This window comes from Peptoniphilus koenoeneniae, from assembly GCF_030812875.1.
GTDB lineage: Bacteria > Bacillota > Clostridia > Tissierellales > Peptoniphilaceae > Peptoniphilus_B > Peptoniphilus_B koenoeneniae.
This window is the reverse complement of the sequence record NZ_JAUSTN010000006.1, coordinates 1-25,858: the sequence shown is the minus strand read 5'-3', so window position 1 is coordinate 25,858 and position 25,858 is coordinate 1. Positions and strand designations below refer to the sequence as shown.

The 25,858-nt window shown below is 30.5% G+C and carries 24 protein-coding genes and 3 pseudogenes; all 27 read left to right on the top strand.

What is annotated here, in order from left to right; translation table 11 throughout:
* Positions 1-60 precede the first annotated feature (60 nt).
* A pseudogene (locus J2S72_RS06240) lies at positions 61-381 on the top strand (DEAD/DEAH box helicase family protein); the annotation flags it as partial.
* A gap of 142 nt (positions 382-523) precedes the next feature.
* Positions 524-844, top strand: a complete 321-nt coding sequence (locus J2S72_RS06235; RefSeq protein ID WP_036739488.1) for a hypothetical protein — start codon at positions 524-526, stop codon at positions 842-844.
* A gap of 238 nt (positions 845-1,082) precedes the next feature.
* On the top strand, positions 1,083-1,394 hold the full coding sequence (locus tag J2S72_RS06230) for a hypothetical protein (protein WP_023055631.1): 312 nt from the start codon (positions 1,083-1,085) through the stop codon (positions 1,392-1,394).
* Position 1,395: 1 nt separating this feature from the next.
* A complete protein-coding gene (locus tag J2S72_RS06225; RefSeq protein ID WP_004825242.1) occupies positions 1,396-1,554 on the top strand; it encodes a Maff2 family mobile element protein in 159 nt (52 codons plus the stop codon).
* A 117-nt stretch (positions 1,555-1,671) separates the two neighbouring features.
* A complete protein-coding gene (locus tag J2S72_RS06220) occupies positions 1,672-1,890 on the top strand; it encodes a helix-turn-helix domain-containing protein (RefSeq protein WP_004830100.1) in 219 nt (72 codons plus the stop codon).
* 73 nt (positions 1,891-1,963) lie between these two features.
* Positions 1,964-2,083, top strand: a pseudogene (locus tag J2S72_RS08750) (conjugal transfer protein); the annotation flags it as partial.
* A gap of 62 nt (positions 2,084-2,145) precedes the next feature.
* A complete protein-coding gene (locus J2S72_RS06215; RefSeq protein ID WP_023055630.1) occupies positions 2,146-2,664 on the top strand; it encodes a ClbS/DfsB family four-helix bundle protein in 519 nt (172 codons plus the stop codon).
* A gap of 176 nt (positions 2,665-2,840) precedes the next feature.
* Positions 2,841-3,218 (top strand): GntR family transcriptional regulator, encoded by a 378-nt coding sequence (locus tag J2S72_RS06210; RefSeq protein ID WP_074017833.1) that lies wholly within the window; start codon positions 2,841-2,843, stop codon positions 3,216-3,218.
* Positions 3,218-4,096 carry an ABC transporter ATP-binding protein gene (locus J2S72_RS06205; RefSeq protein WP_238318884.1) on the top strand — a complete coding sequence of 293 codons (879 nt, stop codon included), beginning with the start codon at positions 3,218-3,220 and terminating at the stop codon, positions 4,094-4,096. The genes J2S72_RS06210 and J2S72_RS06205 overlap by 1 nt, the downstream gene beginning before the upstream one ends.
* Positions 4,097-4,099: 3 nt before the next feature.
* The gene (locus J2S72_RS06200) at positions 4,100-4,744 is read left to right on the top strand and encodes an ABC-2 transporter permease (protein WP_023055633.1); all 645 of its coding nucleotides are present in this window, start codon (positions 4,100-4,102) and stop codon (positions 4,742-4,744) included.
* A 75-nt stretch (positions 4,745-4,819) separates the two neighbouring features.
* Complete coding sequence (locus tag J2S72_RS06195; protein WP_023055637.1) at positions 4,820-5,110, top strand: DUF3847 domain-containing protein; 291 nt, start codon at positions 4,820-4,822, stop codon at positions 5,108-5,110.
* Between the two features lie 339 nt (positions 5,111-5,449).
* Entirely contained in the window at positions 5,450-5,869 is a 420-nt protein-coding gene (locus J2S72_RS06190; RefSeq protein ID WP_023055635.1) for a nuclear transport factor 2-like protein, read from the top strand.
* 10 nt (positions 5,870-5,879) lie between these two features.
* Positions 5,880-6,248, top strand: coding sequence for a hypothetical protein (locus J2S72_RS06185; protein ID WP_023055642.1), 369 nt, complete (start codon positions 5,880-5,882; stop codon positions 6,246-6,248).
* Positions 6,249-6,270: 22 nt separating this feature from the next.
* Entirely contained in the window at positions 6,271-6,888 is a 618-nt protein-coding gene (locus tag J2S72_RS06180; RefSeq protein ID WP_023055624.1) for an SAP domain-containing protein, read from the top strand.
* A gap of 221 nt (positions 6,889-7,109) precedes the next feature.
* Positions 7,110-7,421: a hypothetical protein gene (locus J2S72_RS06175; RefSeq protein ID WP_006740599.1), complete on the top strand. Its 312-nt coding sequence runs from the start codon at positions 7,110-7,112 to the stop codon at positions 7,419-7,421.
* Between the two features lies 1 nt (position 7,422).
* Positions 7,423-7,638 (top strand): Maff2 family mobile element protein, encoded by a 216-nt coding sequence (locus J2S72_RS06170; RefSeq protein WP_000394203.1) that lies wholly within the window; start codon positions 7,423-7,425, stop codon positions 7,636-7,638.
* A 10-nt stretch (positions 7,639-7,648) separates the two neighbouring features.
* Entirely contained in the window at positions 7,649-8,512 is an 864-nt protein-coding gene (locus tag J2S72_RS06165; RefSeq protein WP_307495193.1) for a VirB6/TrbL-like conjugal transfer protein, CD1112 family, read from the top strand.
* Between the two features lie 9 nt (positions 8,513-8,521).
* On the top strand, positions 8,522-8,812 hold the full coding sequence (locus tag J2S72_RS06160) for a hypothetical protein (RefSeq protein WP_110058837.1): 291 nt from the start codon (positions 8,522-8,524) through the stop codon (positions 8,810-8,812).
* Position 8,813: 1 nt separating this feature from the next.
* A complete protein-coding gene (locus tag J2S72_RS06155) occupies positions 8,814-9,224 on the top strand; it encodes a PrgI family protein (RefSeq protein WP_307495192.1) in 411 nt (136 codons plus the stop codon).
* A complete protein-coding gene (locus J2S72_RS06150; RefSeq protein WP_307495191.1) occupies positions 9,115-11,538 on the top strand; it encodes a VirB4-like conjugal transfer ATPase, CD1110 family in 2,424 nt (807 codons plus the stop codon). Before J2S72_RS06155 ends, J2S72_RS06150 begins: the two co-directional genes overlap by 110 nt.
* A gap of 7 nt (positions 11,539-11,545) precedes the next feature.
* Positions 11,546-14,125, top strand: a complete 2,580-nt coding sequence (locus J2S72_RS06145; RefSeq protein ID WP_307495190.1) for a CD1108 family mobile element protein — start codon at positions 11,546-11,548, stop codon at positions 14,123-14,125.
* Positions 14,126-14,139: 14 nt separating this feature from the next.
* Positions 14,140-14,379 (top strand): hypothetical protein, encoded by a 240-nt coding sequence (locus J2S72_RS06140; protein WP_047211607.1) that lies wholly within the window; start codon positions 14,140-14,142, stop codon positions 14,377-14,379.
* The gene (locus J2S72_RS06135; RefSeq protein WP_307495188.1) at positions 14,366-15,949 is read left to right on the top strand and encodes a stalk domain-containing protein; all 1,584 of its coding nucleotides are present in this window, start codon (positions 14,366-14,368) and stop codon (positions 15,947-15,949) included. Before J2S72_RS06140 ends, J2S72_RS06135 begins: the two co-directional genes overlap by 14 nt.
* A 14-nt stretch (positions 15,950-15,963) precedes the next feature.
* On the top strand, positions 15,964-16,830 hold the full coding sequence (locus J2S72_RS06130; protein WP_307495187.1) for a CD1107 family mobile element protein: 867 nt from the start codon (positions 15,964-15,966) through the stop codon (positions 16,828-16,830).
* Between the two features lie 63 nt (positions 16,831-16,893).
* Complete coding sequence (locus J2S72_RS06125) at positions 16,894-18,615, top strand: DNA topoisomerase 3 (RefSeq protein ID WP_307495186.1); 1,722 nt, start codon at positions 16,894-16,896, stop codon at positions 18,613-18,615.
* Entirely contained in the window at positions 18,608-19,573 is a 966-nt protein-coding gene (locus J2S72_RS06120; RefSeq protein WP_307495185.1) for a DNA cytosine methyltransferase, read from the top strand. Before J2S72_RS06125 ends, J2S72_RS06120 begins: the two co-directional genes overlap by 8 nt.
* 1,792 nt (positions 19,574-21,365) lie before the next feature.
* Positions 21,366-25,835, top strand: a pseudogene (locus J2S72_RS06115) (helicase-like domain-containing protein); the annotation flags it as partial.
* Between the last annotated feature and the right edge of the window lie 23 nt (positions 25,836-25,858).

Below are 25,858 nucleotides of genomic sequence, written 5' to 3'. Positions count from 1 at the left end.
TATTAATAGGAGATAGAAATTAAAAATTCTCAGGGTAAATATCAGCAAGTACAATCTTAATTAAAAGCAATCTATAAAGACCATGTAGATACAATAGTTGGTAACAATGATTTTACACTCTTTCTAGGGGGAAAAGAAACTATAGACCTATATAACACATCGGAAACAAGATCAAATCAAAAATCTTTAGGTCTAAATTACCAAAAGACTGGTAAGGAACTTATGAGCCAAGATGAAATAACTGTAATGGATGGTGGTAAGTGTATATACCAGCTAAGAGAAGTAATACCTTTCTTGTCTAATAAATTTGATATTACAAAGCATAAGAATTACAAGTTATTGGAAGATTATGATAAGAGAAACTTATTTGATGTGGAAGAGTAATTTAAAGCAAAAAGGTAGGACTGAATTAAATGGAAATACAGTGATTACAAGATTGTAATATTTACTGTTATAACTACACGGACGAGGGTATATTTAATATAATAGAGCTATATAAGTTAGAATTTATGAGGGTGTTTTTATGGAAAAATTTAGAAAAATGTTAATATATTTGATTATAATCATTCTTGCATTTTATCTAGCGCCATTTCTTATTATAGATACTGGAAGTGGTATGTTCATTTTATTAATTGCAATTCCAATTATATGCTTAATTGTTTCATTGATTTATGGAATGAAAAATTCGTTTAATTGGTTATTTTCTTTGTTTGTTATGTTGTTATTTATACCGACTATATTTATCTTTTACAACGATAGTGCAGCTATTTATATATTGGCATATGGGATAATTTCAGTAATTGGTAACTTTATAGGAAGCTTGCTTTTTGAGAAAAATCAATAGATTAAAAAATTCCAGTTTGCAGAGTTAAACAATTAAATAAACGTTCAATAAACACAATAGATGATAGAAAAGCGTAAAGTTATTCTATCGTCTTTTTTTATACTCAAAATTAGGAGGTAAAAATGGTAAGGATAAGAAGTCCCACTTAAAACAATTTAATATATAAGAAATTTAGCGATTGAAATATAATTTCAGTCGCTTTTTTAATTGAAATATATAGATTAAGGAGAAGAAATTAATGGATAGAGAAATGATAAATATTAATGCAAATTTAGTTAAGGAAGCTAAATTTTCAGAATTTGAAAAAGATGGAAAAAGTGTTCAAGTAGCAAATTTTGCTCTTGTTAAAAAATATGGAAAGGGCAAAGAATATACAAATTGCTCAGTATATGGAGAAAAGGTAGAAATTGCAAAAGAATTTGAAAAAGGAGATCTGATCCATGTCTTTGGATATTTCAAAGAAAACAAAAAAGGAGATAAGGTCTACAAGAACTTTATAGTTAAATCACTAAACAAAATAGAAAATAAGAAAGAAAACGAGGAGGAATAATATGGAATTTTTTACAGCTGGAGTTGGAGTTTTAAAGACACTTGTAACTGCAATTGGTGCAGGTTTAGGAGCATGGGGAGTTATTAACTTAATGGAAGGTTATGGTAATGATAACCCTGGTGCTAAATCTCAAGGTATTAAGCAATTTATGGCAAAATAAGGACGGAATAACACAACAAATTCTCTAAAACAAATCACTAAATCAATGTAAGATTGAATGAAATCAATATTTATGTTATAATTGAATAAATTTAATGAAGAGAAAAAGAGGGATATTATGGCACTTAACTATAAACCATTATGGATACAACTAGCAAAAAAAGGATTAAAGAAAACTGATGTAATAGCTATGGCAGGATTGACAACAAATGTTATGGCACAAATGGGCAAGGATAAACCAATTACATTTAAGAATTTAGAAAGAATATGTAAGGCTCTATCTTGCACTCCTAACGATATTATTAGTTTTGAAGATGAATTTGAACAAGAGATTTAAATTCTTATAGTTCTTTAAACTTGATTTATAAGGAATCAAAGAAAATCTTAATAAAGTTATCTAAAATTTTATTGAAATAACAGTAATGGATGGAGGCACGTGTATGTACCAGATAAGAGTAGTAAGACTTTTACTATCTGATAAATTTGATATCACAAAACATAAGAATTACAAGTTACTGGAAGATTATGATTAAATATTAAGATATAATTATTTTTGGTAAAATATCTATATACAAACCATGGAGGTAGGCATATGAGGTCTTATGAAAGTAAGGAAGAATTAAAAAATGAGATAAAGAAAACTTTTGAAAAATATATTTCAGAGTTTGACAATATACCAGAAGAACTAAAAGATAAAAGACTAGAAGAAGTTGATAGGACACCAGCAGAAAATCTTGCCTATCAAGTAGGCTGGACGACTTTAATATTAAAATGGGAAGAAGATGAGAAAAATGGATTAGATGTTAAAACACCATCAGATAAATTCAAGTGGAATCAACTTGGAGAATTATATGAGTGGTTCACTGATACCTATGCTAATAAATCTTTAAAGGAACTAAAAGAACAACTCATAAAAAATATAGAAGATATTTATCTTTTGATAGATGAATTAACAGATGAAGAATTATTTAAACCACATATGAGAAAATGGGCAGATGAAGCAACAAAAACTGCAACTTGGGAAGTTTATAAATTTATTCATGTAAACACAGTAGCACCATTTGGTACATTTAGAACTAAGGTTAGAAAATGGAAGAAATTAGTACTTTAGTAACATAACTTTGACGTATATTAGAATAATTTGATTTAGACGATAGAAATTAAAACTATATCGTCTTTTTTTATACTCAAAATTGGGAAATTAAGTGGGTTGAAAAAAATTTTTATTGGTGGTATTATTAAAATAACAAGTACACATAAGTACACTTCTGAAACAGGAGGTGCAATATCAATATTATAATAAATACCGATTCTAGCGAACCGATTTATGAACAAATCGAAAATCAGATAAAAAAACAAATTATGAATGAAGATTTGAAAACTGGAGATTCTATACCATCTATGAGAGTATTGGCTAGAAATCTTAAGGTAGCTGTAATTACAGTTCAAAAGGCTTATGAAAATTTACAAAAAGATGGATTTATTGAAACTATTCATGGCAAAGGCAGTTTTATATCAGCAAGAAATATTGAATTACAAAAAATAGAAACATATAAAGAAGTGGAAGATTTAGCTAAGAAAATTGTCAAGAGCATACAATCAAGTTCTATTTCAATAGATGATTTGATAGATTTAATAAAAAAGATATATGAGGAGGGGCAATGATGGATTCATATGAAAATAAATTAGCATTAAGGGTATCTGGATTAAATAAAAAGAATAAAACAAATGATTTTTCTTTGAAAAATATAAATATTGAAGTACCTTATGGATCTATTGTAGGAAATATAGGAAGAAATGGAGCGGGGAAAAGTACTACTATTTCTTGTATACTTGGAATGTTTCAAAAAGATGATGGAAAAATAGAGATATTTGGTACTGAAGATTGTAATCAAGTAGATATTAAAAAACACATAGGTGTTGTTTTAGATGACCCAAACTTTTCATTATTATTAACGCCTAATGAGATAAATGAGGTAATGAAATTTAATTATAGTAATTGGGAAGAAGATATTTTTAAAAATTATTTGAATCGATTTAATTTGCCAATAGACAAGAAAACTAAGCAATTTTCATTTGGAATGAAAAAAAAGTTATCGTTGGCTATAGCATTGTCTCATGAAACAAAACTTCTCATATTAGATGAAATTACTTCAGGGTTAGACCCAGTAAGTAGAGATGAGATTTTATGTATATTATTAGAATTTATAGAAAACCCAGAACACTCGGTATATATATCATCACATATTACAACAGACTTGGAAAAAATAGCTGATTATATAGTTTTTATGGATAATGGTAAAGTCGTGTTGAGCGAAGAAAAAGATGAATTGTTATATAACTATGGGATACTTCGTTGTAATGATACGGATTTAGAAAAAGTCGATAAAACAGACATAATTTCATATAGGAGAGAATATGGGAGAGTAAATATTTTAGTAAAAGATATATCGAAGATAAAGAATAAGTATAAAGAATTTGTTGTAAATAAACCTAATTTTGATGAAATTTTGCTGATTTTGACAGAGGGAGGAGAATCCTAATATATGAAAGGTCTATTATTAGAAATATATTATAAAAATATTAAAAACATATGTGTAATGAATGCGTTTTTGCTTACAATTTGGATTTTGATAAATCTTTTTTCTAGCACGCAAATGCTTGTTTTTGCGTATTTTGCAGTTGTAATCTTCGCTAACAGTTTGTTGATCCTTTTATCTCAAAGAAAAGATTATGATTTAAAATTATATAAATATGAATTCATGCTACCAATAAAAAGTAAAAATATAATACTATCAAAATATATAAGTCAAGTAGTTATTATTCTCTTCTCTATATTGATGTTGATTATTTTGAATTATATATCAATTTATCTTGGTAAGCATTATTTTGATTATGGATTTTCAGACTTAATATCTTTGTTAAATGTTCTATTAGGTCTTATATTACAATTAGTATCAATCTTCTACTTAGCCATGTACTTTATTGATTTAGAGAAAGGTGACTTGTGGATAGTTTTAGGATTGATTGGCTCTATAATGCTAGTATCAATAGAAATATTTGCATTAAATAGGCTTGGATTTTCTAAGTCTGGTGGCAATGTTGCACTTTGTGTAATATATTTGATGTTATTTATAACATCATGCGTATTGAATTCAAAAAGAATGGTAAATCTAAAATTAAATATTTAGGATGAATGATGAATATCTTAGGCGATAGAAACTAAAACTCTATCGTCTTTTTTTATTACAAGAAAGGAATTATATATGAAAAATTTAGACCAAATTAGACAAGAGTCAAAAGAAATTAAAGATAAAATTGATGATACAGAAGAAAGATTAAGGCAACTAAAAAATCAAGAAAATAAGATATTAAAACAAGACATAGTAAAAAGAAGAAAAGAAAGAACTCATAGGCTAATAACAAGAGGAGCAATCTTAGAAAGCCTTATAGAAAACGCTGAAGAACTAACAGATGAAGAAATAAAAATCCTACTAGAAGAAGCAACAAAGACAAAAGAATTTAAAGAAACACTAAGAATAATTGGAGAAAATTAAAATAATAAATAGGAAGATTAGTATATTGCATAACTTATTTTATTTGAAAGTTTCAAGAAATATCTGAAAGAATACTTAAGAGAAACCAAGATCTTAAATATATTCAAACGGAAATCAAAGTTGCCAATATGAGGAAAGATAAAAATAACCTTTACAATCAAATATTAGAAATACGAAAATAAGTAGAACAAGCAGATAAAGTTAAGACTTGCATAGAGCATTTACTAGAACAAGCAAAACGACTATCACAGGTAAAGAGGAATTAGTTAGACCTATAAAACTAAGTGAAAAAATGGTACAATTGTATATAATTATTTGATTTTAGAGGTGTTTAAATTTATGAATGAAAGAGAAAAAATCATTCGTTTATGGTTTGATATGTGGCTCACACAACAAGACTTAGGTATAGATGATATTTTTTTAGATAATGTAATTTATATTGAGTGCTGGAGTCCTAAGTATGAAAATTGTAAAACAGTAAAGCACTGGTTTAATGAATGGAATACAAGAGGAAAAGTGCTTGCTTGGGATATAAAGCAATTTTTTCATAAGGATAATCAAACTATTGTAGAATGGCACTTCAAAAATAAAATGAATGAGGGGAAAGATGAAGAATTTGACGGTATTTCTTTGATTGTTTGGACAGCCGATAATAAGATAAAAGCATTGAAAGAGTTTGGCTGTAATTGTAATAACTACAATCCTTACAAAGAGAGTGAAACACCATTGTTTAGAGATGAAAAAGTGAATTGGTTTTAAGTTGATTACTATGGATATAGATAGATTTTTCAAAACAGTTTTATCACAAAATGCAGAAGAACTTAGGAAATTTTTTCAAAAAAATGCCGTTATAAAATGGCATTGCACAAATGAGGTATTTACCTTAGATGAGTATATAAAAGCAAATTGTGAATATCCAGGAAACTGGAATGGAGGAATAGAACGAATCGAAGAAAATGCAAATACCATTATTCTGGCTTGCCGAGTCTTTCCAAGAGATAATAGTGAGTCTTTTCATGTAGTAAGCTTTATCCATCTTAAGGATGATTTGATTATAGAAATGGATGAATATTGGTCTGATGATGGAATAGCACCAGAATGGCGTAAGAAAATGAAAATTGGGAAACGCATTAGGTAAATTGGTTTAAGGAGATAAAATATTGATAGAAAGTAGACCTGAGTTTGATAAAATCACATCGTTTTATGAGTTTAATAAATACTATTGGTATCATGAAGAACTTTCACAGATATGCAAGTCATTAGGATTAGAATACAGAGGTACAAAACAGGAACTCAATTATATTATTGAACAGTACTTTAAGGGTGATTTGATTAAAAAGTCATCAATAAAAAATGAAAAGAAACAAGTAGAAACTATTACCTTAGATACTCCATTACTTGAATGCGGGTTCTCCTTTAACACACATTTCAGAGAGTATTTCTCAATTTTAACAGATGTTTCGCCATTTAAATTTACTGCTGATATGGCTACTGCTTGGAGAAAAGTAAAAAGAGAAAATGATTTGAGTTTTACAATTCAAGATATGCTAAAAGTTTATTATGGGAAATCAAATTATGCTAAGTATGATAATTCGGTTTGTCAATGGAATAAATTTTTAAAGGATTTCTGTGCAGACGAAAATAGTTACAACTACTCGAATAAATTAAAAGTAGCCTCCATTCTTTGGAAAGAAGTTAGAGATTCAAAAAACAAAAAAGTTTATTCACGAGAACTTATAAAAAAATATGAGGATAAAATAGAAGACTATCACAAGTAAACAGAAACTATTTTTTGAATGAAAAAAATTAATACAGATAGATGTTAGGCGATAGAAATTAAAAACTCTATCGTCTTTTTTTATACTCAAAATTAGGAGGTTAAAATGGTAAGGATAAGAAGTCCCACTTAAAACAATTTAATATATAAGACATTTAGCGATTGAAATATAGGTTCAGTCGCTTTTTTAATTGAAATTTATAGATTAAGGAGAAGAAATTAATGGATAGAGAAATGATAAATATTAATGCAAATTTAGTTAAGGAAGCTGAATTTTCAGAATTTGAAAAAGATGGAGAAAGTGTTCAAGTAGCAAATTTTGCTCTTGTAAAAAAATATGGAAAAGACAAAGAATATACAAATTGCTCAGTATATGGAGAAAAGGTAGAAATTGCAAAAGAATTTGAAAAAGGAGATCTGATCCATGTCTTTGGATATTTCAAAGAAAACAAAAAAGGAGATAAGGTCTACAAGAATTTTATAGTTAAATCACTAAACAAAATAGAAAATAAGAAAGAAAACGAGGAGGAATAATATGGAATTTTTTACAGCTGGAGTTGGAGTTTTAAAAACACTTGTAACTGCAATTGGTGCAGGTTTAGGAGCATGGGGAGTTATTAACTTAATGGAAGGTTATGGTAATGATAACCCTGGTGCTAAATCTCAAGGTATTAAGCAGCTTATGGCTGGTGGAGGAATTGTGCTAATCGGTATCAAATTAATTCCACTACTTGCAAATGCTTTAAAATAGGAGAAAGTCTATGTTTGGTATCTTTGACAAGCTAACTGAATTTTTTAAGGATATGCTACTCGGAGGTATCAAAGCAAATCTTGAGTCCATGTTCTTAGATATAAATGACAAGGTAGGAGTTATTGCAACTGATGTTGGAAAGACGCCAATGGGTTGGAATGGAGAAGTATATAACTTCATAAAAAGCATTAATGATAATGTGATTGTTCCAATAGCAGGGCTTATTATAACAGCAGTTTTATGTATTGAACTCATAAATATGGTTATGCAAAAGAATAATATGCACGATACAGATACTTTTGAGTTTTTCAAATACATTATAAAGATGTTTATAGCAGTCTACCTTGCAAGCCATGCCTTTGAATTTTCAATGGCAGTCTTTGATGTGGCACAAAATCTTGTAAACAAAGCGGCAGGGGTAATCACTACTTCTGCCACTGTTTCAGGAGATCAGATAGTTGCAATGGTTGATACATTAAAAGAAAAAGATGTTGGTGCATTAATAATGATATTAGTTGAAACAAGCCTAGTGAGGATTGCAATTCAATGTATATCATTAACTATTACCTTAATAGTATATGGGCGTATGTTTGAAATATATGTCTACTCATCAGTATCATCCATACCATTTGCGACTATGGGAAATAAAGAATGGGGTCAGATTGGAACAAATTATATCAAGGGACTTTTTGCCTTGGGACTACAAGGTTTGTTTTTGATGGTATGTTTAGGTATCTACACCGTTTTAATAAGAACGGTACAGGTTACAGATATTCACGCAAGCTTGTTTAGTATATTAGGATATGCTCTACTACTTGGACTTATGATGTTTAAGAGTGGAACAGTTGCAAAAAGTATTATGAATACACACTAGGAGGAATAAATGTTAAAAAAGAAAAATTGTGCTTTATTGGGACTTGGAATTTTATTGGGAGGAACTTATGAAATCTTAAAAGAGAAAAACAGGAATGAAGAGATTAGAAACTTAAAGAAAAGAATAAATAGGCTAGGAAGATGTCACAATGAATTTGTTATGTATCAAGGAGAATACAATGACAGAAATGAAGAAAAACAAGAAGAATTAGAAGAAAGAATTAGCTACCTAGAAGAAGAAACAACATCTAATTATGACCATATACTTGAACTTTCCAAAGAAGAAGTAGAGGGAGATTAAAATGGCATATGTACCAATACCAAAAGATTTGGACAAGATTAAAACAAAGGTTGCCTTTAACTTAACTAAAAGGCAACTTATAGGTTTTTCTGTGGCAGGACTAATTGGCATACCAACCTATTTATTTATGAAGAAATATCTACCCAATGATGTTTCAATTATTGTAATGCTAATAGTAACCCTGCCAATCTTTTTTATAACCTTATATGAAAAAGATACCTTAACTTTTGAAAAATATTTTAAATTTTTCTATCTTCACAAGTTATATCAACCAACTAAGAGAATAAGAAAGGAGGCATACCTTGAAGCAAAGAAAAAAGCAAATAAGCGACTTAAATCTAAGGGAAAAACAATTAAAAAAAGACCGCAAGGAAGTAAGAAGGCTAAAAGCAAAGAAAGATCCAACAAATAGTCTTCTAAGTGTACTTTTAAAGAAAGAGAAAAAGAGATTTACAGTTGAGGATACTATTCCCTATATAAGAATGTTACCAGAGGGCATTTGCCAGTTAGATGAAAAAAATTATTCAAAGACAATTTCATTTCAAGATATAAATTACCAGTTGGCATTGGAAGAAGATAGAGATTTAATCTTTAACCAATTTGCCAACTTTTTAAATTCTTTTGATCCAAGTGTCCACATTGAACTTTCATATGTAAATCAATTAGGAAGAAATAAAGACCTACAAGATGCAATTAAAATTGCTGATAAGGGAGACTTCTATGACGATGTAAGAAAAGAGTTTAGGGAGATGTTAAAGCTTCAACTTGCAAAGGGGAATAACGGACTTAAAAAGATGAAGTATATAACCTTTACCACAGAAGCCGATAACCTAGAGCAAGCAAGAGCAAAGTTAAATAGACTTGAAGTAGATATTTTATCTAACTTTAAATCTATGGGAGTAAGAGCAGAGAGTCTTGATGGCGAAGAAAGACTAAGACTTGTTCACGATATGTTAAATCCAGACAAAAACTTTGATTTTTCATATAAAGATTTGAAGAAGAAAGAGTCTACAAAGTCACATATAACTCCCAATATCTTTAACTTTGCACCAGCAAATAATTTTAAATTTGGGAAATTCATTGGAGCAGTAAGCCATTTTCAAATACTAGCAAGCGAGTTATCAGACAGAATGTTATCTGAGTTTTTAGATATTGATGATAATATTTATGTAGCTTTTCATATAGATGTAGTTGAACAAGCAGAAGCCATTAAACTCATTAAGAGAAAAAACACAGACCTGGATAGAATGAAAATTGAAGAACAAAAGAAAGCAGTTCGTGCTGGATATGATATGGATATTATTCCTTCAGATATAAATACTTTTGGAGCTGATGTTAAGTCCATGTTATCTGACCTACAAAATAGAGATGAAAGGCTCTTTGTAGTTACCATTGTAATGATGAATTTTGCTAGAACTAATCAAAAATTAGAAAATACAATTGCTCAAATTTCATCAATTGCTAACAGACATAATTGTCAGGTAAAAAGATTATCTCATCAACAAGAGCAAGGACTCGTTTCTGTCTTACCTCTAGGACTTAATCAAGTCGAGATAAAAAGATTTTTAACTTCATCATCAACGGCAGTATTTATGCCTTTTACAACAGAAGAGCTATTTATTGATTCAGCAAATTCTTTGTACTATGGATTAAATGCCCTTAGCCAAAACTTGATTATGGCAGATAGAAAGAAACTTAAGAACCCTAACGGACTAATATTAGGTACACCAGGTTCTGGTAAATCTTTCTCAGCAAAGAGAGAGATGGCAAATGCAATTCTTGTAACAGACGATGATGTAATTATTTGTGATCCTGAAGGCGAGTATTCAAACCTTGTAAAACAATTTAATGGAGAAGTTATTAAAGTTTCGGCAAAGTCAAAGGACTATCTAAATCCATTAGATATTAATATGAACTATGGAGATGGGGACGCACCTTTAAAGGATAAGGCAAATTTCATAATGTCTATGCTTGAACTTGTAGTAGGAGGATCTGGTCTTACTGCTGCAGAAAAATCTGTTATAGATAGGTGCTTACCAAAGATATATCAAAAGTATTTTGAAGACCCAAAACCAGAAAATATGCCTATATTAGGAGATTTATACGATATGCTCCTATCTCAAGAAGAGGGAGTTGGTAGAAAGCTCGCAACAGAAATGGAAATTTATGTTAAGGGAAGTCTTAATGTATTTAATAATAGGTCAAATGTTGACCTAAATAGGCAACTGCTCTGTTTTGATATAAAAGAGCTAGGAACACAACTTAAAAAAATAGGTATGCTTGTAATTCAAGACCAGGTTTGGAACAAGGTTTCCCTTAATAGAGGAAGCAAGTCTACAAGATACTATATAGATGAGTTCCACCTTTTATTAAAAGACCCACAAACTGCTTCATATTCAGTAGAAATCTGGAAAAGATTTAGAAAATGGGGAGGTATTCCAACAGGTATAACACAAAACGTAAAAGACCTTTTAACAAGTCAGGAAATTGAAAATATCTTTGATAATACAGACTTTGTTCTAATGTTAAATCAAGCATCTGGAGATAGAGATATTCTTGCTAAGAAATTAAAAATATCGCCTTATCAGTTAAACTATATTACTAATTCAAACGCAGGTGAGGGACTATTATTCTTCGGAAATACTATTGTTCCATTTATTGATAAATTCCCTAAAGACACCATGCTATATAAGCTAATGACAACAAAACCAGAAGAAGCTAAGTAGGTGTGATATGGATAAAAAACTAAAAAAAGATTTTCAAAAGAAAATTATACGAAATAGGGACGCTCCTGAAAAGAATATTGATAGTAAACTTGTTCATTCAGATGATTATACCAATAAGATTATTAAGACTAAGGATAGGTTCGGAGATAAAATTTCAGAAAAAGAATCTAAACTTATTCATGAGAATGTATTATCTAAAGATCAAAAACAAGATAAACTAAAAGATTTTCAGAAGTCTAAAAACAAGGAAAGAATTAAAAACGAAGTTTTAGAAAATAAGTATAAGGCTGGAGAAACAAAACAAGCTAATCTTGAATTAAGAACAGATGAAAGCTTTAAACTTGATGAAGACTTAGATGTAGACTTTAAAAAGGTAAATTTTGGTAGTGAAAATAGTAGAAATATTAATTCTAATAAACTAACAACAGATGATATTTCAGCTAAGGCTCAACCAATAAGCAATAATAAGGCATCAAGTAAAAGACAAGTTCTTAAAAATTATGAGGATAAACTTATCCATAGTAAAGATAAATTCCAAGACAAAATCAACGAGAAAGAGTCTAAGCGAATCCACACAAGTGAAGGTAAACCTGTTGTAGCAAAGAAAAGCAAGAGAATATATAGAAAAGATAAGCATGTTTTAGATGAAGAAAACAAGAACGAGAGTAATACTAATATCGATAAAAAGCAAAAGCAAAAGCTTTATCAAGAAAAAAAGTTTAGAGATAAGGGAAAAATTTCTAATGAAATAGATAAAGAAAATAAGCTAAGCGAAGTTGATACAGATAAAACTTTTGATAACCCTGAGTTTAAAGACAATAATCAAGAATTTATAAAGGATGAAAAGGAAACAAGCCTTAAACCTTCAGAACAAAAGAAAGTTAATAAAAAGAAGACTTACTATAAGAGAAAAAATTATGAAAGTGATAAATTCACTCGAAAGAAAATCGATGACTTAAAAAATGAATCTAAGAAAGTTACAACGAAAGATTCTAAGAAGGCACAAGATGTTAAGGACTTTATCTCAGATAAAAAGATTGGAGAGCTTGAAAAGTCTAAAAGCAAGCTAAAGGATAATATCTTAAAGAATAAAACTAAAGGAAGTCTATCTTCTGGGGTTTTATTATCTGGAGCTAAGTCCTCAGAGTTAGTGAGAGATTATCTAAGTTCAGGATCTGACAATACTGGTGTAGAATCTGGAGAAAAGGCCGCTAATGTAAGCTCTAAGCTCCAGCATGGAATAAGGAAGTATAAGCTAGATAAAAAGAAAAAGTCCTTAAAAAAGCTATCTAAACTTGATAAGAAAATAAGAAAGAGAAAAAGCAAGTTGGAGTTTAAAAGTGGCTTGGAAGATTTAAAAAAGTCAGATGCTTATATCAAGAAAAATAGATTTAAGAAGTTTTACCAGAGAAAACAAATGAAGAGCATGATAGCTAAAAAGCACGAAACAAGACTTGTAGATAGAGTTAAAAAAGCTATTTTAAGTTTAGGTAAGGCTTCTAAAGATCTAATCGTAAGAAAAAGTAAAATGGTTCTATTTCTAGTAATAGGACTAGGTCTTATGCTATCAATCATGATTGGTGGTGGAAGTGTTGGTATGAGTGGACTAAGTAATTCAGTAAACTCAGTAATGACAACAACATACCTATCACAAGATACAGTTCTAAATGAAGTAAATCAAGAATTTTCGTCAATGGAATATGACCTACAATCACAAATCGAAAGTGTAAAAACAAGTCATCCTGGATATGACGAATATATCATAAACAAAGAAGGAGAAATTGGTCATAATACCCATGAACTTCTATCCTATATAACTTCAAGATGTGGTGAAGTAAAATCAGCATCTGAAGTAAAAGGAATTTTAAAAGAGCTTTTCGATAAAATGTATAAGCTTGATTTTAAGGAAGAAATCGAAATTAGAACAAGAACAGTAGCAAGAACTAGATATGATAGTCGTGGTAATCCTTATACTAGGTATGAAAAAGAAGAGTACGAATATAAAAAGTTAATTGTAACTTTAAATAAAAAAGAAATGGATGAAGTTGTTAGGGAAATATTTAAAGATTATCCAGACAATGTAGTTCATTATGAAGCTCTTCTTGAAGCTAAGGGGAATATGGGAGATGTTTTTGGATCAGGTAATGGGGACTTAGGAGAAATAGTAGACAATCCAAACTTTGGCAATCCTGGTCTTGCTTTTGATTCAGCTACTGCCAAGGCTCTTTTTAATGAAGCAGAAAAACATATAGGTAAAAGATATGTGTTTGGAGCAAGTGGACCATCTAACTTTGACTGCTCAGGATTTGTATGTTGGTCATTTACAAAGTCTGGTGTAAAGAGAATGCCAAGAACAACTGCATGGAGAATATACAAAGACTATTGTAATCCAGTAAGTCCAAGTGAAGCTCAACCTGGAGATATTATATTTTTCCACTCAACATATAACAGTGGAACACCAATATCTCACGTAGGAATATACGCAGGTAACGGAATGATGATTCACGCAGGAGATCCAATTCAATACACATCAATAAATTCAAAATATTGGAAATCACACTTTTATGGTTTTGGAAGACCAAGATAGAAGGGAGATATTATGTGAACAGAAAACTTATAAGTATTAGGAATAAAAAGAAAAAAATGGAAGAGAAATTGAAAGATTTAAATGCAAAATATAAAGAAATTTGCGATGAAGAAATACAAGTTGAAAATGAAGAAATAATTGTAACTCTTAGGAGGAACAATATTAGCTTGGAAGAATTAATGGAGAAAATCAATGATAGAAAAAGAGAAGAAAAATTAAAAGAAAAGGAGAACATTCATAATGAAGAAATTTAATACGAACAGACTAAGAGCCTTTTTTATGGCTCTTTTATTAGTTTTAACATCAACCTCAACTACTAATGTACTAGCTAAAGCTGATGATACAGATGGTAGTAAAAAAGTGATAGAAAGTTCTATTAGTAAAATTAGTGATTTAGAAAATCAGATTAAAGACTTAAATGATAAGAAACAAGAAGACCAATCAAAGATAGATGAATTAAAGGAAAAGTTAGAATCTTGCAAAGATAATGGAGAGAAACTAAAACAAGAAAAAGCTAAGCTAGAAGAAGAGATTAGAGATAAAGATAATAAGATTGCTCAATTGAATAAAGAAATTGAGGATCTTAAAAACTCCAATAATGATGAACTAATATCAGAAATCACTCAGCTTAAAGATGAATTAAAAAGATTACAAGATGAAAATGCAAAACTAAAAGAAGATTATTCATCTACAAAATGGGAGTTAGAAGCTGAGAAAGAAAAGACAGATAAAAACGAAAATAAAATCAAAGAAATGCAAGAAAAGCTTGAGTCTTTAGAAGGAGAACTTGCAAAGAAGACTAAAGAAATTGAGGATAAAGATAATAAAATTAAGGACTTAGAAAAAGCTCTTGATGAAAAAGATACTAAGATAAAAGACTTAGAGTCTAAAAAGAAAGAAACAGAAAATTCTAAGTCAGAATGCTTTAAGAAAATTGAAGAGCTTCAAAAGGCTATTGGTAGCTTAAAAGAATCTTCTGAAAATACGAAAAAAGAATTAGAAGAGAAGATTAAAGGACTAGAAGAAAAACAAAAAGCTTCTGAAGAAGAAATTAAAAAGCTAAAAGAAGAATTAAATAAGAAAATTGAAGAAGCAAAGAAGTTAATCGAGGAAGCAAATAAAAAAGCTAAAGAAGAACTTGAAAAGCAGGCTAAAGATGAAAAAGAAAAAAACCTAAACCAAGACCTATCTAAGAAATTAGATGAACTTCTAAAACTCCAAAAAGAAAACAAAGAGAAGAAAGAAGATAAGAAATCTCAAGATAAGAAGTGGGACGAACTTTTAAAAGCTGATGACAAGAATATTCTAAATCAATTTGATCTTAACAAGATGAAAAAGCAAGAGGAACAACAAGGCAAAAAACAAGTTAAAGATGAAAAAGAATTTGCAGTTTTTCAAGTAGACAAAAACTTTTATAACATTATCAACAAAGATGGTAAGACAACAGTCTACATGGATGTAAAAACTTATGTGGATCAAGGAAGAACTATGATTCCAGTAAGATATATTGCTTATACTCTAGGTTTTAATGTTGAGTATGACAACTCTACTCGTGAAGCCATTTTCTCAAACAAAGAGAATAATATCTTAGCTAAAAAGACATTAAGACTAAATATTGATACTGGTGTTATGAAAGATTCAGATGGAAAGGTCTACAATTCAGATGTTAAGCCAGTGATTATAAATGGAAGAATTCATGCTTCAATTTCAAATATTGCTAAAGCTTTTGGAGCAAGTCATGGAGATATTAAAGATGGCAAAAACCAAACAATAGAATGGGACAATGCTAGAAAAGCAGTCTATGTATTTAAAAATGTAAAATAAGAAAGGATAGAAAAATGAATAAGAGTATTAAACGAGGAGTAGCCATAGCGTTACTCCTTTTTACATTTACAGTACCAGCAACTACATTTGCGATGACAAATGAAGGACAGATTGAAAGTCAAAACAAATCAATCTATGAACCACAAAAAGAAGAATTTGAAAAAATGTTGAAAGAAGATGTTTTTACACCATCAAAAGAAGAAATTCCTTATCAAGATGTTCCAAGAATACCAGGAAATACAAGTGAAGCAAATAAGCCTTCAAATAATCCTCCTAAGAAAACACCACTTGTAAAAGGTGGTAATACAAAGGCAGTAAATAATCTTGCGACTGGGGAAAATAAGGCAAGAGGTTCAGTAATTGAAAATGTCGATAGGAATGGAAAAGATATTACACCAAGTGGAGATACAGAAAAAGATAAAGAAAATCCAGTAGATGTAAGACAATTTTTAACATTTCAAACCAAAAGTGGAAAAACTATGCACCTAATAGTAGATCACTCATCAAATCAAGATAATGTAAGATTATTAACAGAAGTAGGAGAGCAAGATCTACTTAATATGATTGAATCAGAAGATAAAAATACTATAAAGGTTGAAGAGCCTAAGAAAGAAGAAGTAAAGAAAGAAGAACCTAAGACTGTTCCAGTAAAAGAAGAAAAGAAAAGTGGAATAGGTTCATTTCTAATTGTTGCACTTGTAATTGGAGGAGTTATAGGAGCAGGATATTATTTTAAGGTAGTCAAAGCAAAAGAAGATAGAATGTTGGAAGACTTTGAAGAAGATGATGAGGATTATATTAGTGAGTCAGAAGATGAATCTTACAATGAAGAAAGTCATGAAGAATCTTTAGATGAAGACGATGAAGATGAACTATTATAATAATTTTTAAAACTTTGAGCGAGAGAGAAATCTTTCGCTCTTTTTTTATTTATGGAGGTATTAATGAAGTTAGTAATAGCAGAAAAGCCAAGTGTAGCAGTTACAATTGCAAAAGTAATTGGAGCAAGAACAAGAAAAAACGGATATTATGAGGGGAATGGATACATTGTTTCTTGGTGTGTAGGTCATTTAATTCAAATGGCAAGTCCAGAAAGACACGACGAAAAATGGAAGAAGTGGACAATAGAAAATCTTCCTATAATTCCAGAAGAATATATTTATGAAGTATCTAAAAGCACTAAAAAACAATATGGAGTTTTAAAGAAACTTTTAAAGGATAAGAACATCGACACAGTTATAAATGCTTGTGATGCTGGAAGAGAGGGAGAACTTATTTTTAGGCTTGTATATAATCAAGCTAAATGTAAGAAGAAGATTCAAAGACTTTGGATATCTTCAATGGAAAACAAAGCTATTGAAGATGGCTTTAGAAATCTTAAAGACGGAGAAAACTTTGAAGATTTATATAGATCAGCAAGTGCAAGAGCCATTGCAGATTGGTTGGTAGGAATGAATCTAAGTAGGCTTTATTCTTGCATTTATAAGGAAACATATTCAGTTGGTAGAGTACAAACTCCAACTCTATATTTAATAGCTAAAAGAGATAGTGAAATAAACCTATTTAAGAAGCAAAAATATTATACAGTTGACTTATCTTATGAAGGATTGAAACTTGTATCTGATAGGATTGATAAAATTGAAGTTGCAGAACAACTGTTAAACCTATTAGAAGATGAAATAGTTATTACAGAGGTAGAAGACAAAGAAGTAAGCACAAAACCAGATAAGCCTTATGATCTTACTACCTTGCAAAGAGAAGCAAATAAATATTTTGGGTATTCAGCAAATGATACTTTAAATCTGGCACAAGCTTTGTATGAAAAAAAGCTAATCACATATCCAAGAACAGATAGTAGGTACTTAACCGATGATATGGTTAATACTATGAAAGAATTATTAGAAGGACTTGAAGAAGATTTTAAGATTAATGAATCAAACTTTAAGTCTATTTTTAATTCAGCTAAAGTTACAGACCACTATGCAATTATTCCTACTATATCAGGTATTGGGAAAGCTAGAGATTTATCTGATAAAGAAAGCAAAATCTATAATTTAATTAAGAATAAATTACTTGCTTCATGTTCGGATAACTTAAAGGAATCTAGCAAAAAAATCAGATATGAATATGACAAGTTTAACTTTAATGCAAGTGGCAAGACTGTAATCGATGAAGGTTATATCAAGTATCTAAAGACTTATGGAAAGGAAAGACAAGAAAATGAATTACCAGATGTAAAGACTGGAGATAAAATTAAGCTAACTTCTAAAAATATATCAGAGAAATTTACCAAAGCTCCAAGTCATTATAATGAAAATACACTTTTAAAGGCTATGGAGAGTGCAGGAGTAGAGACCTTGGATAAAGATATAGAAGTAGAAAGGAAAGGCTTAGGAACACCAGCTACAAGAGCAGGAATTATTGAAAATCTTATCCATAAGGATCTCATAAGAAGAGATAAGAAAAATTTACTTGTAACTGAAAAAGGCAATAGACTTGTATCGATTGTAGAGGATAAGTTTAAGTCAGCTGAAACAACATCTGAATGGGAAATGAAACTTGCAAAGATTAGCTCTGGTGAAGTAGATAAAGAAGACTTTTTAAGAGAAATAGAAGATAGTATAAGGGAGCTTATAGATAGGTACAAGAATAATCTAAATGAATAAGGTAAAAATATTAGAGCTTTTCGGTGGCATAGGTGCTATTAGAAAGGCTTTTATTAATTTGAAGATACCTTATGAAGTTGTTGATTATGTAGAAATAGATAAGGCTTGTGTTAAATCATACAACGCACTTTATGGAGAAGACTATAAGCCAAAATCAGTAGTAGGATATAAAGCTCCTAATGAGAAGATAGACTTAGTTATGCATGGAAGTCCTTGCCAAGACTTTTCAAGAATAGGAAAAAAGCAGGGAGGAGTTAAGAATTCAGGAACTAGATCAAGCTTACTATTTGAAACAATTAGAATAATCAAAGAAATGAAAGATAAACCTAAATGGATAATTTGGGAAAATGTAAAGGGAGTCCTTGATAGAAATATGAGGGACTCCTTTTTTATTTATCTAAAAGAGCTAGAAAACCTTGGATATAAAAGCAAATATGAAATCTTAAATGCAATGGACTTTGGGATACCTCAAAAAAGGGAGAGGATATTTGTTGTTTCATGTCTTGGAGCAAATAATTTTTCTTTTAATAAATTGGAGAGGAAAGAAACAAGACCACTAAGTGAATTTTTAGAAAAGGATGTAAGTGAACTTTATACAATGACCCAACCTTATATGCTGAAATTTTTAAATAAATGCATAGATAACAGTTTTAGAGGGCGACTAAAAGTTATTAAAGATTTTTCTTATACTATTTCTACAAAACAGATGAGAGTACCTAATTCTGGAATAATAGATATTGGAAACGGTCAATATAGGTATTTAACAGAAAGAGAATGCCTAAGACTCATGGGTTTTGATGATAGTGATATTGACAAACTAGAAGAAGTACATCCAAGAAGAAAAAATTGCACCTCAAGTAAACTATATAAGCAGGCCGGCAATTCTATTGTGGTTGATGTTTTAATGGCTATTATAAAAGAAATTCAAAGAATGGAGGTAGGAAATGCAAGTAAATGATTTTAAAAATATACAAGAAGCAATAAAGTATGAAGTGTTACAAGAAGAAAAAGAATATTTAAAACTCTTAAAAGTTATAGGCAATAATCAGAAATATGATTTTTCAAGCCAACTAAGTATATATAACAAAGAACCTGAAGCTATAGCTTGTGCGACTTTTGATATGTGGAAGAAATATTTTGGCAGAGTTGTTATGAGGGGTCAAAAGGGTATTCCAATTTTAGTTGGAAGTGATGTAAATCAAAGAATTTCATATATTTTCGATATTAGTCAAACCACATCAATGGATAGGAATATCAATGAGGTTAGCTTATGGCAGTTTGATCACGAAAACCATAACGAGGCTTTAAAAGAAATAATAAATGCTTCTTCATTTGAAGCTAGTGATTCACTTAATGAAAATATATTTTCTTTAAGTCGAATTTATGGAGATGAATATATTAACTTGGCTCTTGCTGATTTAAGGATAGATATAGAGGATAGACTTAGCTTTGAAAAGTTTATGAGAGACTCAATATCCTATGCGGTAGCTAATAGGTTTAATACAGTCTACCCTATGGATATGGAAAATTTAAAAAATAATTTTTCTAGGATTAATACAATTTCTTTAGAACAGATAGGTCTTGTAATATCAAGGATTAGCGAAGATATTATAGATAGCACAATAGAAAAATCTAAGGAAATGGATCGTGCTAGGCTGCTGACAGAAAGGGCCGATGCCGACTATAATAGAGATATAGAAAATACAAATGAAGATAGAGGAGGTCAAAATGATTTATATAGACGAGATGATAGGTCAAGAAGTAGAGATGGACGAGTTTTCACAGATGGAAGCGACAGAGGAAATAGCGATGAAGATCGAAGAGAAAGCCTTGGATATGATGGAGAAGGATCTGGAATTTATGGAGAGATTTCCGAATCCGACTTACGCAGTCCTAAGACTGTCTTACCTAGTAGGGAGCGAGGACATGGAGAACTGGAAGAAACTTCAGGAAATGTACGAGGAGAAAACACTTTTGAACCATCTGAAGGAAATTCAAGATCAGGCAGTGGACTTTATCAAGAGAGAGAAAGTCAAGATGATGAGAGCACAAGGATTGACAGAGAAGATGATGAGAGAGAATCCAGAGGAATACCAAGGACAGATGAACAACTTGATGGCAACAGTGAAGAGAATGGCAATCAAGGAATACGTGGAAGCTTAGAAAATGAAATAAGCCAAGAAAAGGAAGCTGATGAAGCTTCTTTTTTTGATGGCAACAATATTGAAAAAAGAAAAGACTACTGGATTGTAGAATTTAATGAAAACCACGAATTAGTTCCCGATTATAGTGGGCAGATAGTAACTAAAGACTTAATTAATGTCCTAAGACAAAGGGATATTGATGTTAAAGACCATAATCAAACTCTTGGAGAAAATGAATTTGGAGAAATGACTGATGATTATATCGGATATTTCAAATTCTATTTTGACCACTATGTAGACGGTGAAGTTATCGAGCACTATAGGATTGACCTTGGTGATGGTGAAGAAGTAAATGAGCGTGAATTTTCATATTTAGAAGAGCAGGTTGCACTAAGCGAGGAAAAATCTTTACAAGAAGAAATTAAAGAAAAGATAGAGCCTAAATTTAAGATAGGCGATCAGGTTAGATATAAAGATAAGGACTTTACCATTACAGATTTTGATGAACTAAGTGGAGGACTTAAAACTGTCACTATCAGAGATAATATGGAATATATGGGAGGTATGATTAGGGGTTTGGAAGTAATTCCATACAGAAACGATTCATACCTTGAAGAAATCTTTGAAAATCTAAGTCAAACACCAGAAAAACTAGCAGTAAAGGTTGGTAAGGAATTTATTTTAGAAGATGAGAAGATCTTTAATGGAATTAACTTGATTGAAACTGGAACTAAAGTAGAAGTTAATGGGAAAGAATTTCCTTTATTTAAGGGCGAAACATTTGAAGAAAGTAGAAAGATTGATGATATTTTAGATAGTGGAAATTATGAAATATATAAGTTATCTGAGTATGAAAAACAAACTGAAAGACAAGTAGTGCAAGAAAGCTTTATTGATAGCCATAATCCTGAAATTGACCAAATGATGAATAGGTACAATGTCCCAAGAGAAGCAGCCGAAAACTTATTGAGGGGAAAAGAAGATTTAAAGAATCTAGGCTATGAACTTAATAAGGAAAGGATAAGTTTTGCTAGAAATTATGACTTGAAAAATCATATCTACTCAGAATACCTTACACCATCAGAAAAGCTAGATAAAAATATCAAAGCTATTAAAATGCTAAAAAGACTTGAAAATGAAAATAGGAGTCCAAGAGAGTATGAACAAGCATATCTTGCTGACTATTTAGGTTGGGGAGGTCTTGCCGAAGTTTTCGATGAAGAAAAGGGAGGACAATGGCTCGAAGCAAGAAATATTTTAAAAGAAAATCTAACAAATGAAGAGTATTTGAATGCTAGAGAGTCTACCTTAACATCGTTTTATACACCTAGAAAAGTAATGGATGGAGTATATAAGACTCTAACAGATATGGGATTTAAGACTGGGAATATCCTTGAACCATCTGCAGGGGTCGGTAATTTCATTGGTAATATGCCAAGTGAAATACAAGGCTCTAAAGTATATGGAGTAGAAAAAGATAGTCTAAGCGGAAGAATAGCAAGAGAACTTTATCCTGAAGCTAATATTCAAATTAAAGGCTTTGAAGAAACAAACTTCTCAAATAACTTTTTCGATTTAGTTATAGGAAATGTTCCCTTTGGAGATTTTAAAGTTAACGATCGTGAATATAACAGAAATAACTTTCTGATTCACGATTATTTTTTTGCAAAGTCAATAGATAAGGTTAGGAATGGAGGAATTATTGCCTTCATAACATCATCTGGAACTATGGATAAAAAAGATGAATCTGTTAGAAAATATATTAATGCAAGATGTGAATTTTTAGGAGCTATGAGGCTACCTAATACAACATTTAAAGGACTTGCTGGTACAGAAGTTACTTCAGATATTATTTTCTTAAAGAAGAGAGATTCAGTTATAGAAAGAGATGACGATTGGATACACCTAGCAACTGATAAAAAGGGTTTAACCTATAATAAATACTTTGTAGATAATCCTCAAATGGTATTAGGGGATATGAAAGAAGTATCTGGAAGATTTGGCAATACTATCACTTGTGATGCAAAAGAAGACGAAAATCTAAAGGATTTAATGGATCTTGCAAGTAAGGAAATATCTTCAAATTCAAAATATGAAGAGGTCGAACTGTTGGAAGATGAAGAATTAAGTCTTCCAGCAACAGATGATGTTAAGAATTTTTCCTATACCATTATTGACGAGGAAGTCTACCTAAGAGAAAACTCAGTCTTAATCAAGCAGAATATATCAGAAAAAAATAAAGAAAAGATAAAAGATTATCTTGATGTAATGAATGCTTTAAAAGATGTAATAGAAAAACAAAAGGACGATTTTTCTGATGAAGAAATAAAAGAGTCACAAGCAAAGTTAAACGAAGTCTATGATAACTTTTCAAAGAAACATGGCTTTATTAACTCCTTATCAAATACTAGAGCTTTAAAGGAAGACTCAAACTTTCCTTTGGTTTCATCAATAGAAATACTTGATGATGAGGATAATTTCAAAGCTAAGAGTGATATATTCTCAAAAAGAACAATAACAAAGGCAAAAGTAGTAGACCGTGTAGATACTTCCCTTGAAGCCTTAGTCTTATCTGTTTCACAAAAAGGATATGTAGATTTTGAATATATGGAATCTATCACTAACAAAGATAGGGACACCTTAATTGGTGAACTTGAGGGCGAGATATTTTTAGATATTAAGGATACAGACCTAATAAATAACAGAATGCCCTTTGAGAACTTTGACAATGACGATCCCTTTCATTTTTCATATGTATCAGCTGATGAATATTTAAGTGGAAATATTAGAGAAAAGATTGGCTATCTCAATTCATATATCGGAGAAATTGAAAATGTAATAGATTTAGCACCTTCTGAAAAGAAAGACACATTATTAAACGAGTTAGGCAAACTTAAATATCAAAGAGAAAAATTACAAGAAGTTATGCCTGAAGAACTAACTGCCTCTGATATAAATGTAAGGTTAGGAGCAACTTGGATACCTCAAAAAGATATAGAAGACTTTACTTTTAATCTTTTAAAAACCCCAGGTTATGATAGGTGGAATATAAATGTTAGGTTCTCGCCACACACAAGTGAATGGAATATTGAAGGTAAAAGCGTTGACTCGGCTAATGACCTTGCTAACATGACTTATGGTACAAGTAGAGTGAATGCCTATAAGCTAATTGAAAATGCTCTTAATCTAAAAGATACAAAGGTATTTGACCAAGTAATAAATGATGATGGTTCGAAGACTTCTGTATTGAATAAAAAAGAAACTATGCTTGCAAGTCAAAAGCAGGAACTGATTAAGGAAGAATTTAAGAATTGGATATTTGAAGATCCTGATAGAAGATATAGGTTAGAAAAAATTTATAATGAAAAATTCAATTCAATTAGAAATAGAGAATTTGATGGTTCTAACTTAACTTTTGATGGAATGAATACTGAAATCAGACTACGAGAACATCAGAAAAATGCCATAGCAAGGACTTTATATGGTGGAAATACACTACTTGCCCATGTAGTTGGAGCAGGAAAAACTTTTGAAATGGTAGCTTCTGCCATGGAATCTAAAAAGTTAGGACTTGCAAGTAAATCATTATTTGTAGTTCCTAACCATCTAACCACTCAAATTGGTAGAGAGTTTATGCAATTATATCCGTCAGCAAATATTATGGTGGCCGATAAAAAAGATTTTCAACCAAAAAACAGAAAAAGATTTATTGGTAGGATTGCAACGGGAGAATATGATGCGGTCATCATAGGACACTCTCAATTTGAAAAAATACCAATGTCTAAGGAATACCAGGTAAGGCATATACAAGACCAAATAGATGATATAGTTTCCTTTATTGGCGAAAATAAAAGAAATAGAGGAGAAAATTTTACAGTAAAACAACTAGAAAAGACAAAGAAGAAACTCTTGGTAAGACTTGAAAAACTAAATGATGACTTTAAAAAAGATGATGTAATAACCTTTGAAGAACTAGGAGTAGATAAGTTATTTATAGACGAAGCTCATAATTACAAAAACTTATTTTTGCATACCAAGATGAGAAATGTTGCAGGTATCGGTCAAAGTGAAGCCTTTAAGTCTTCAGATATGTATATGAAATGTAGGTATATGGATGAAATGACAGATGGCAAGGGAGTTGTTTTTGCTACTGGTACACCAATATCAAATTCAATGACTGAGCTTTATACTATGCAAAGATACCTTCAATATGACGATTTAAAGGCAAGAGGATTAGAACATTTTGACGCTTGGGCTTCTACTTTTGGAGAAACAGAAAACACCTTTGAATTATCTCCAGAAGGTACTGGATATAGGCAAAAGACAAGATTTTCAAAGTTTTATAATTTGCCAGAACTGATGAGCATGTTTAAAGAAGTAGCAGATATAAAGACTTCAGATATGTTAAATTTGCCAGTACCAGAAGCAAACTTCGAAGTTATTAAAACAAAACCTACTGAGGAACAAAAAGAAATATTAGAAGCTATTTCAGAAAGAGCTGACGCGGTTAGAAATAACCAAGTAGAGCCAACAGAAGATAATATGTTAAAGATTACAAATGATGGTAAAAAACTTGCCCTTGACCAAAGATTAATAAATCCACTACTTCCCGATGATCCTAATTCAAAGGTTAATGTATGTGTAAAAAATATCTTTTCGATCTGGGATAAGACAAAAGAAAATTCATCGACCCAATTAGTATTTTCAGATATGTCTACACCAAAAGGAGATGGAGAATTTAATATATATGATGATATTAAAAATAAGCTAGTAAATATGGGAATACCAAAAGAGGAAATAGCCTTTATCCATGAAGCAGATACAGACAAACAAAAAGATGAATTATTCTCCAAGGTAAGAAGAGGAGAAGTAAGAGTATTATTAGGCTCTACTCAAAAAATGGGAGCAGGTACAAATGTACAGAACAAATTAATAGCCTTACATGATTTAGACGTTCCGTGGAGACCGTCTGACCTAGAGCAAAGAAGTGGTAGAATTGTTCGCCAAGGAAACGAAAATGAGAAAGTAAATATCTATCGTTATGTTACAGAGAATACCTTTGATGCGTACCTTTGGGTGCGACATGAAGTCGCTTAATT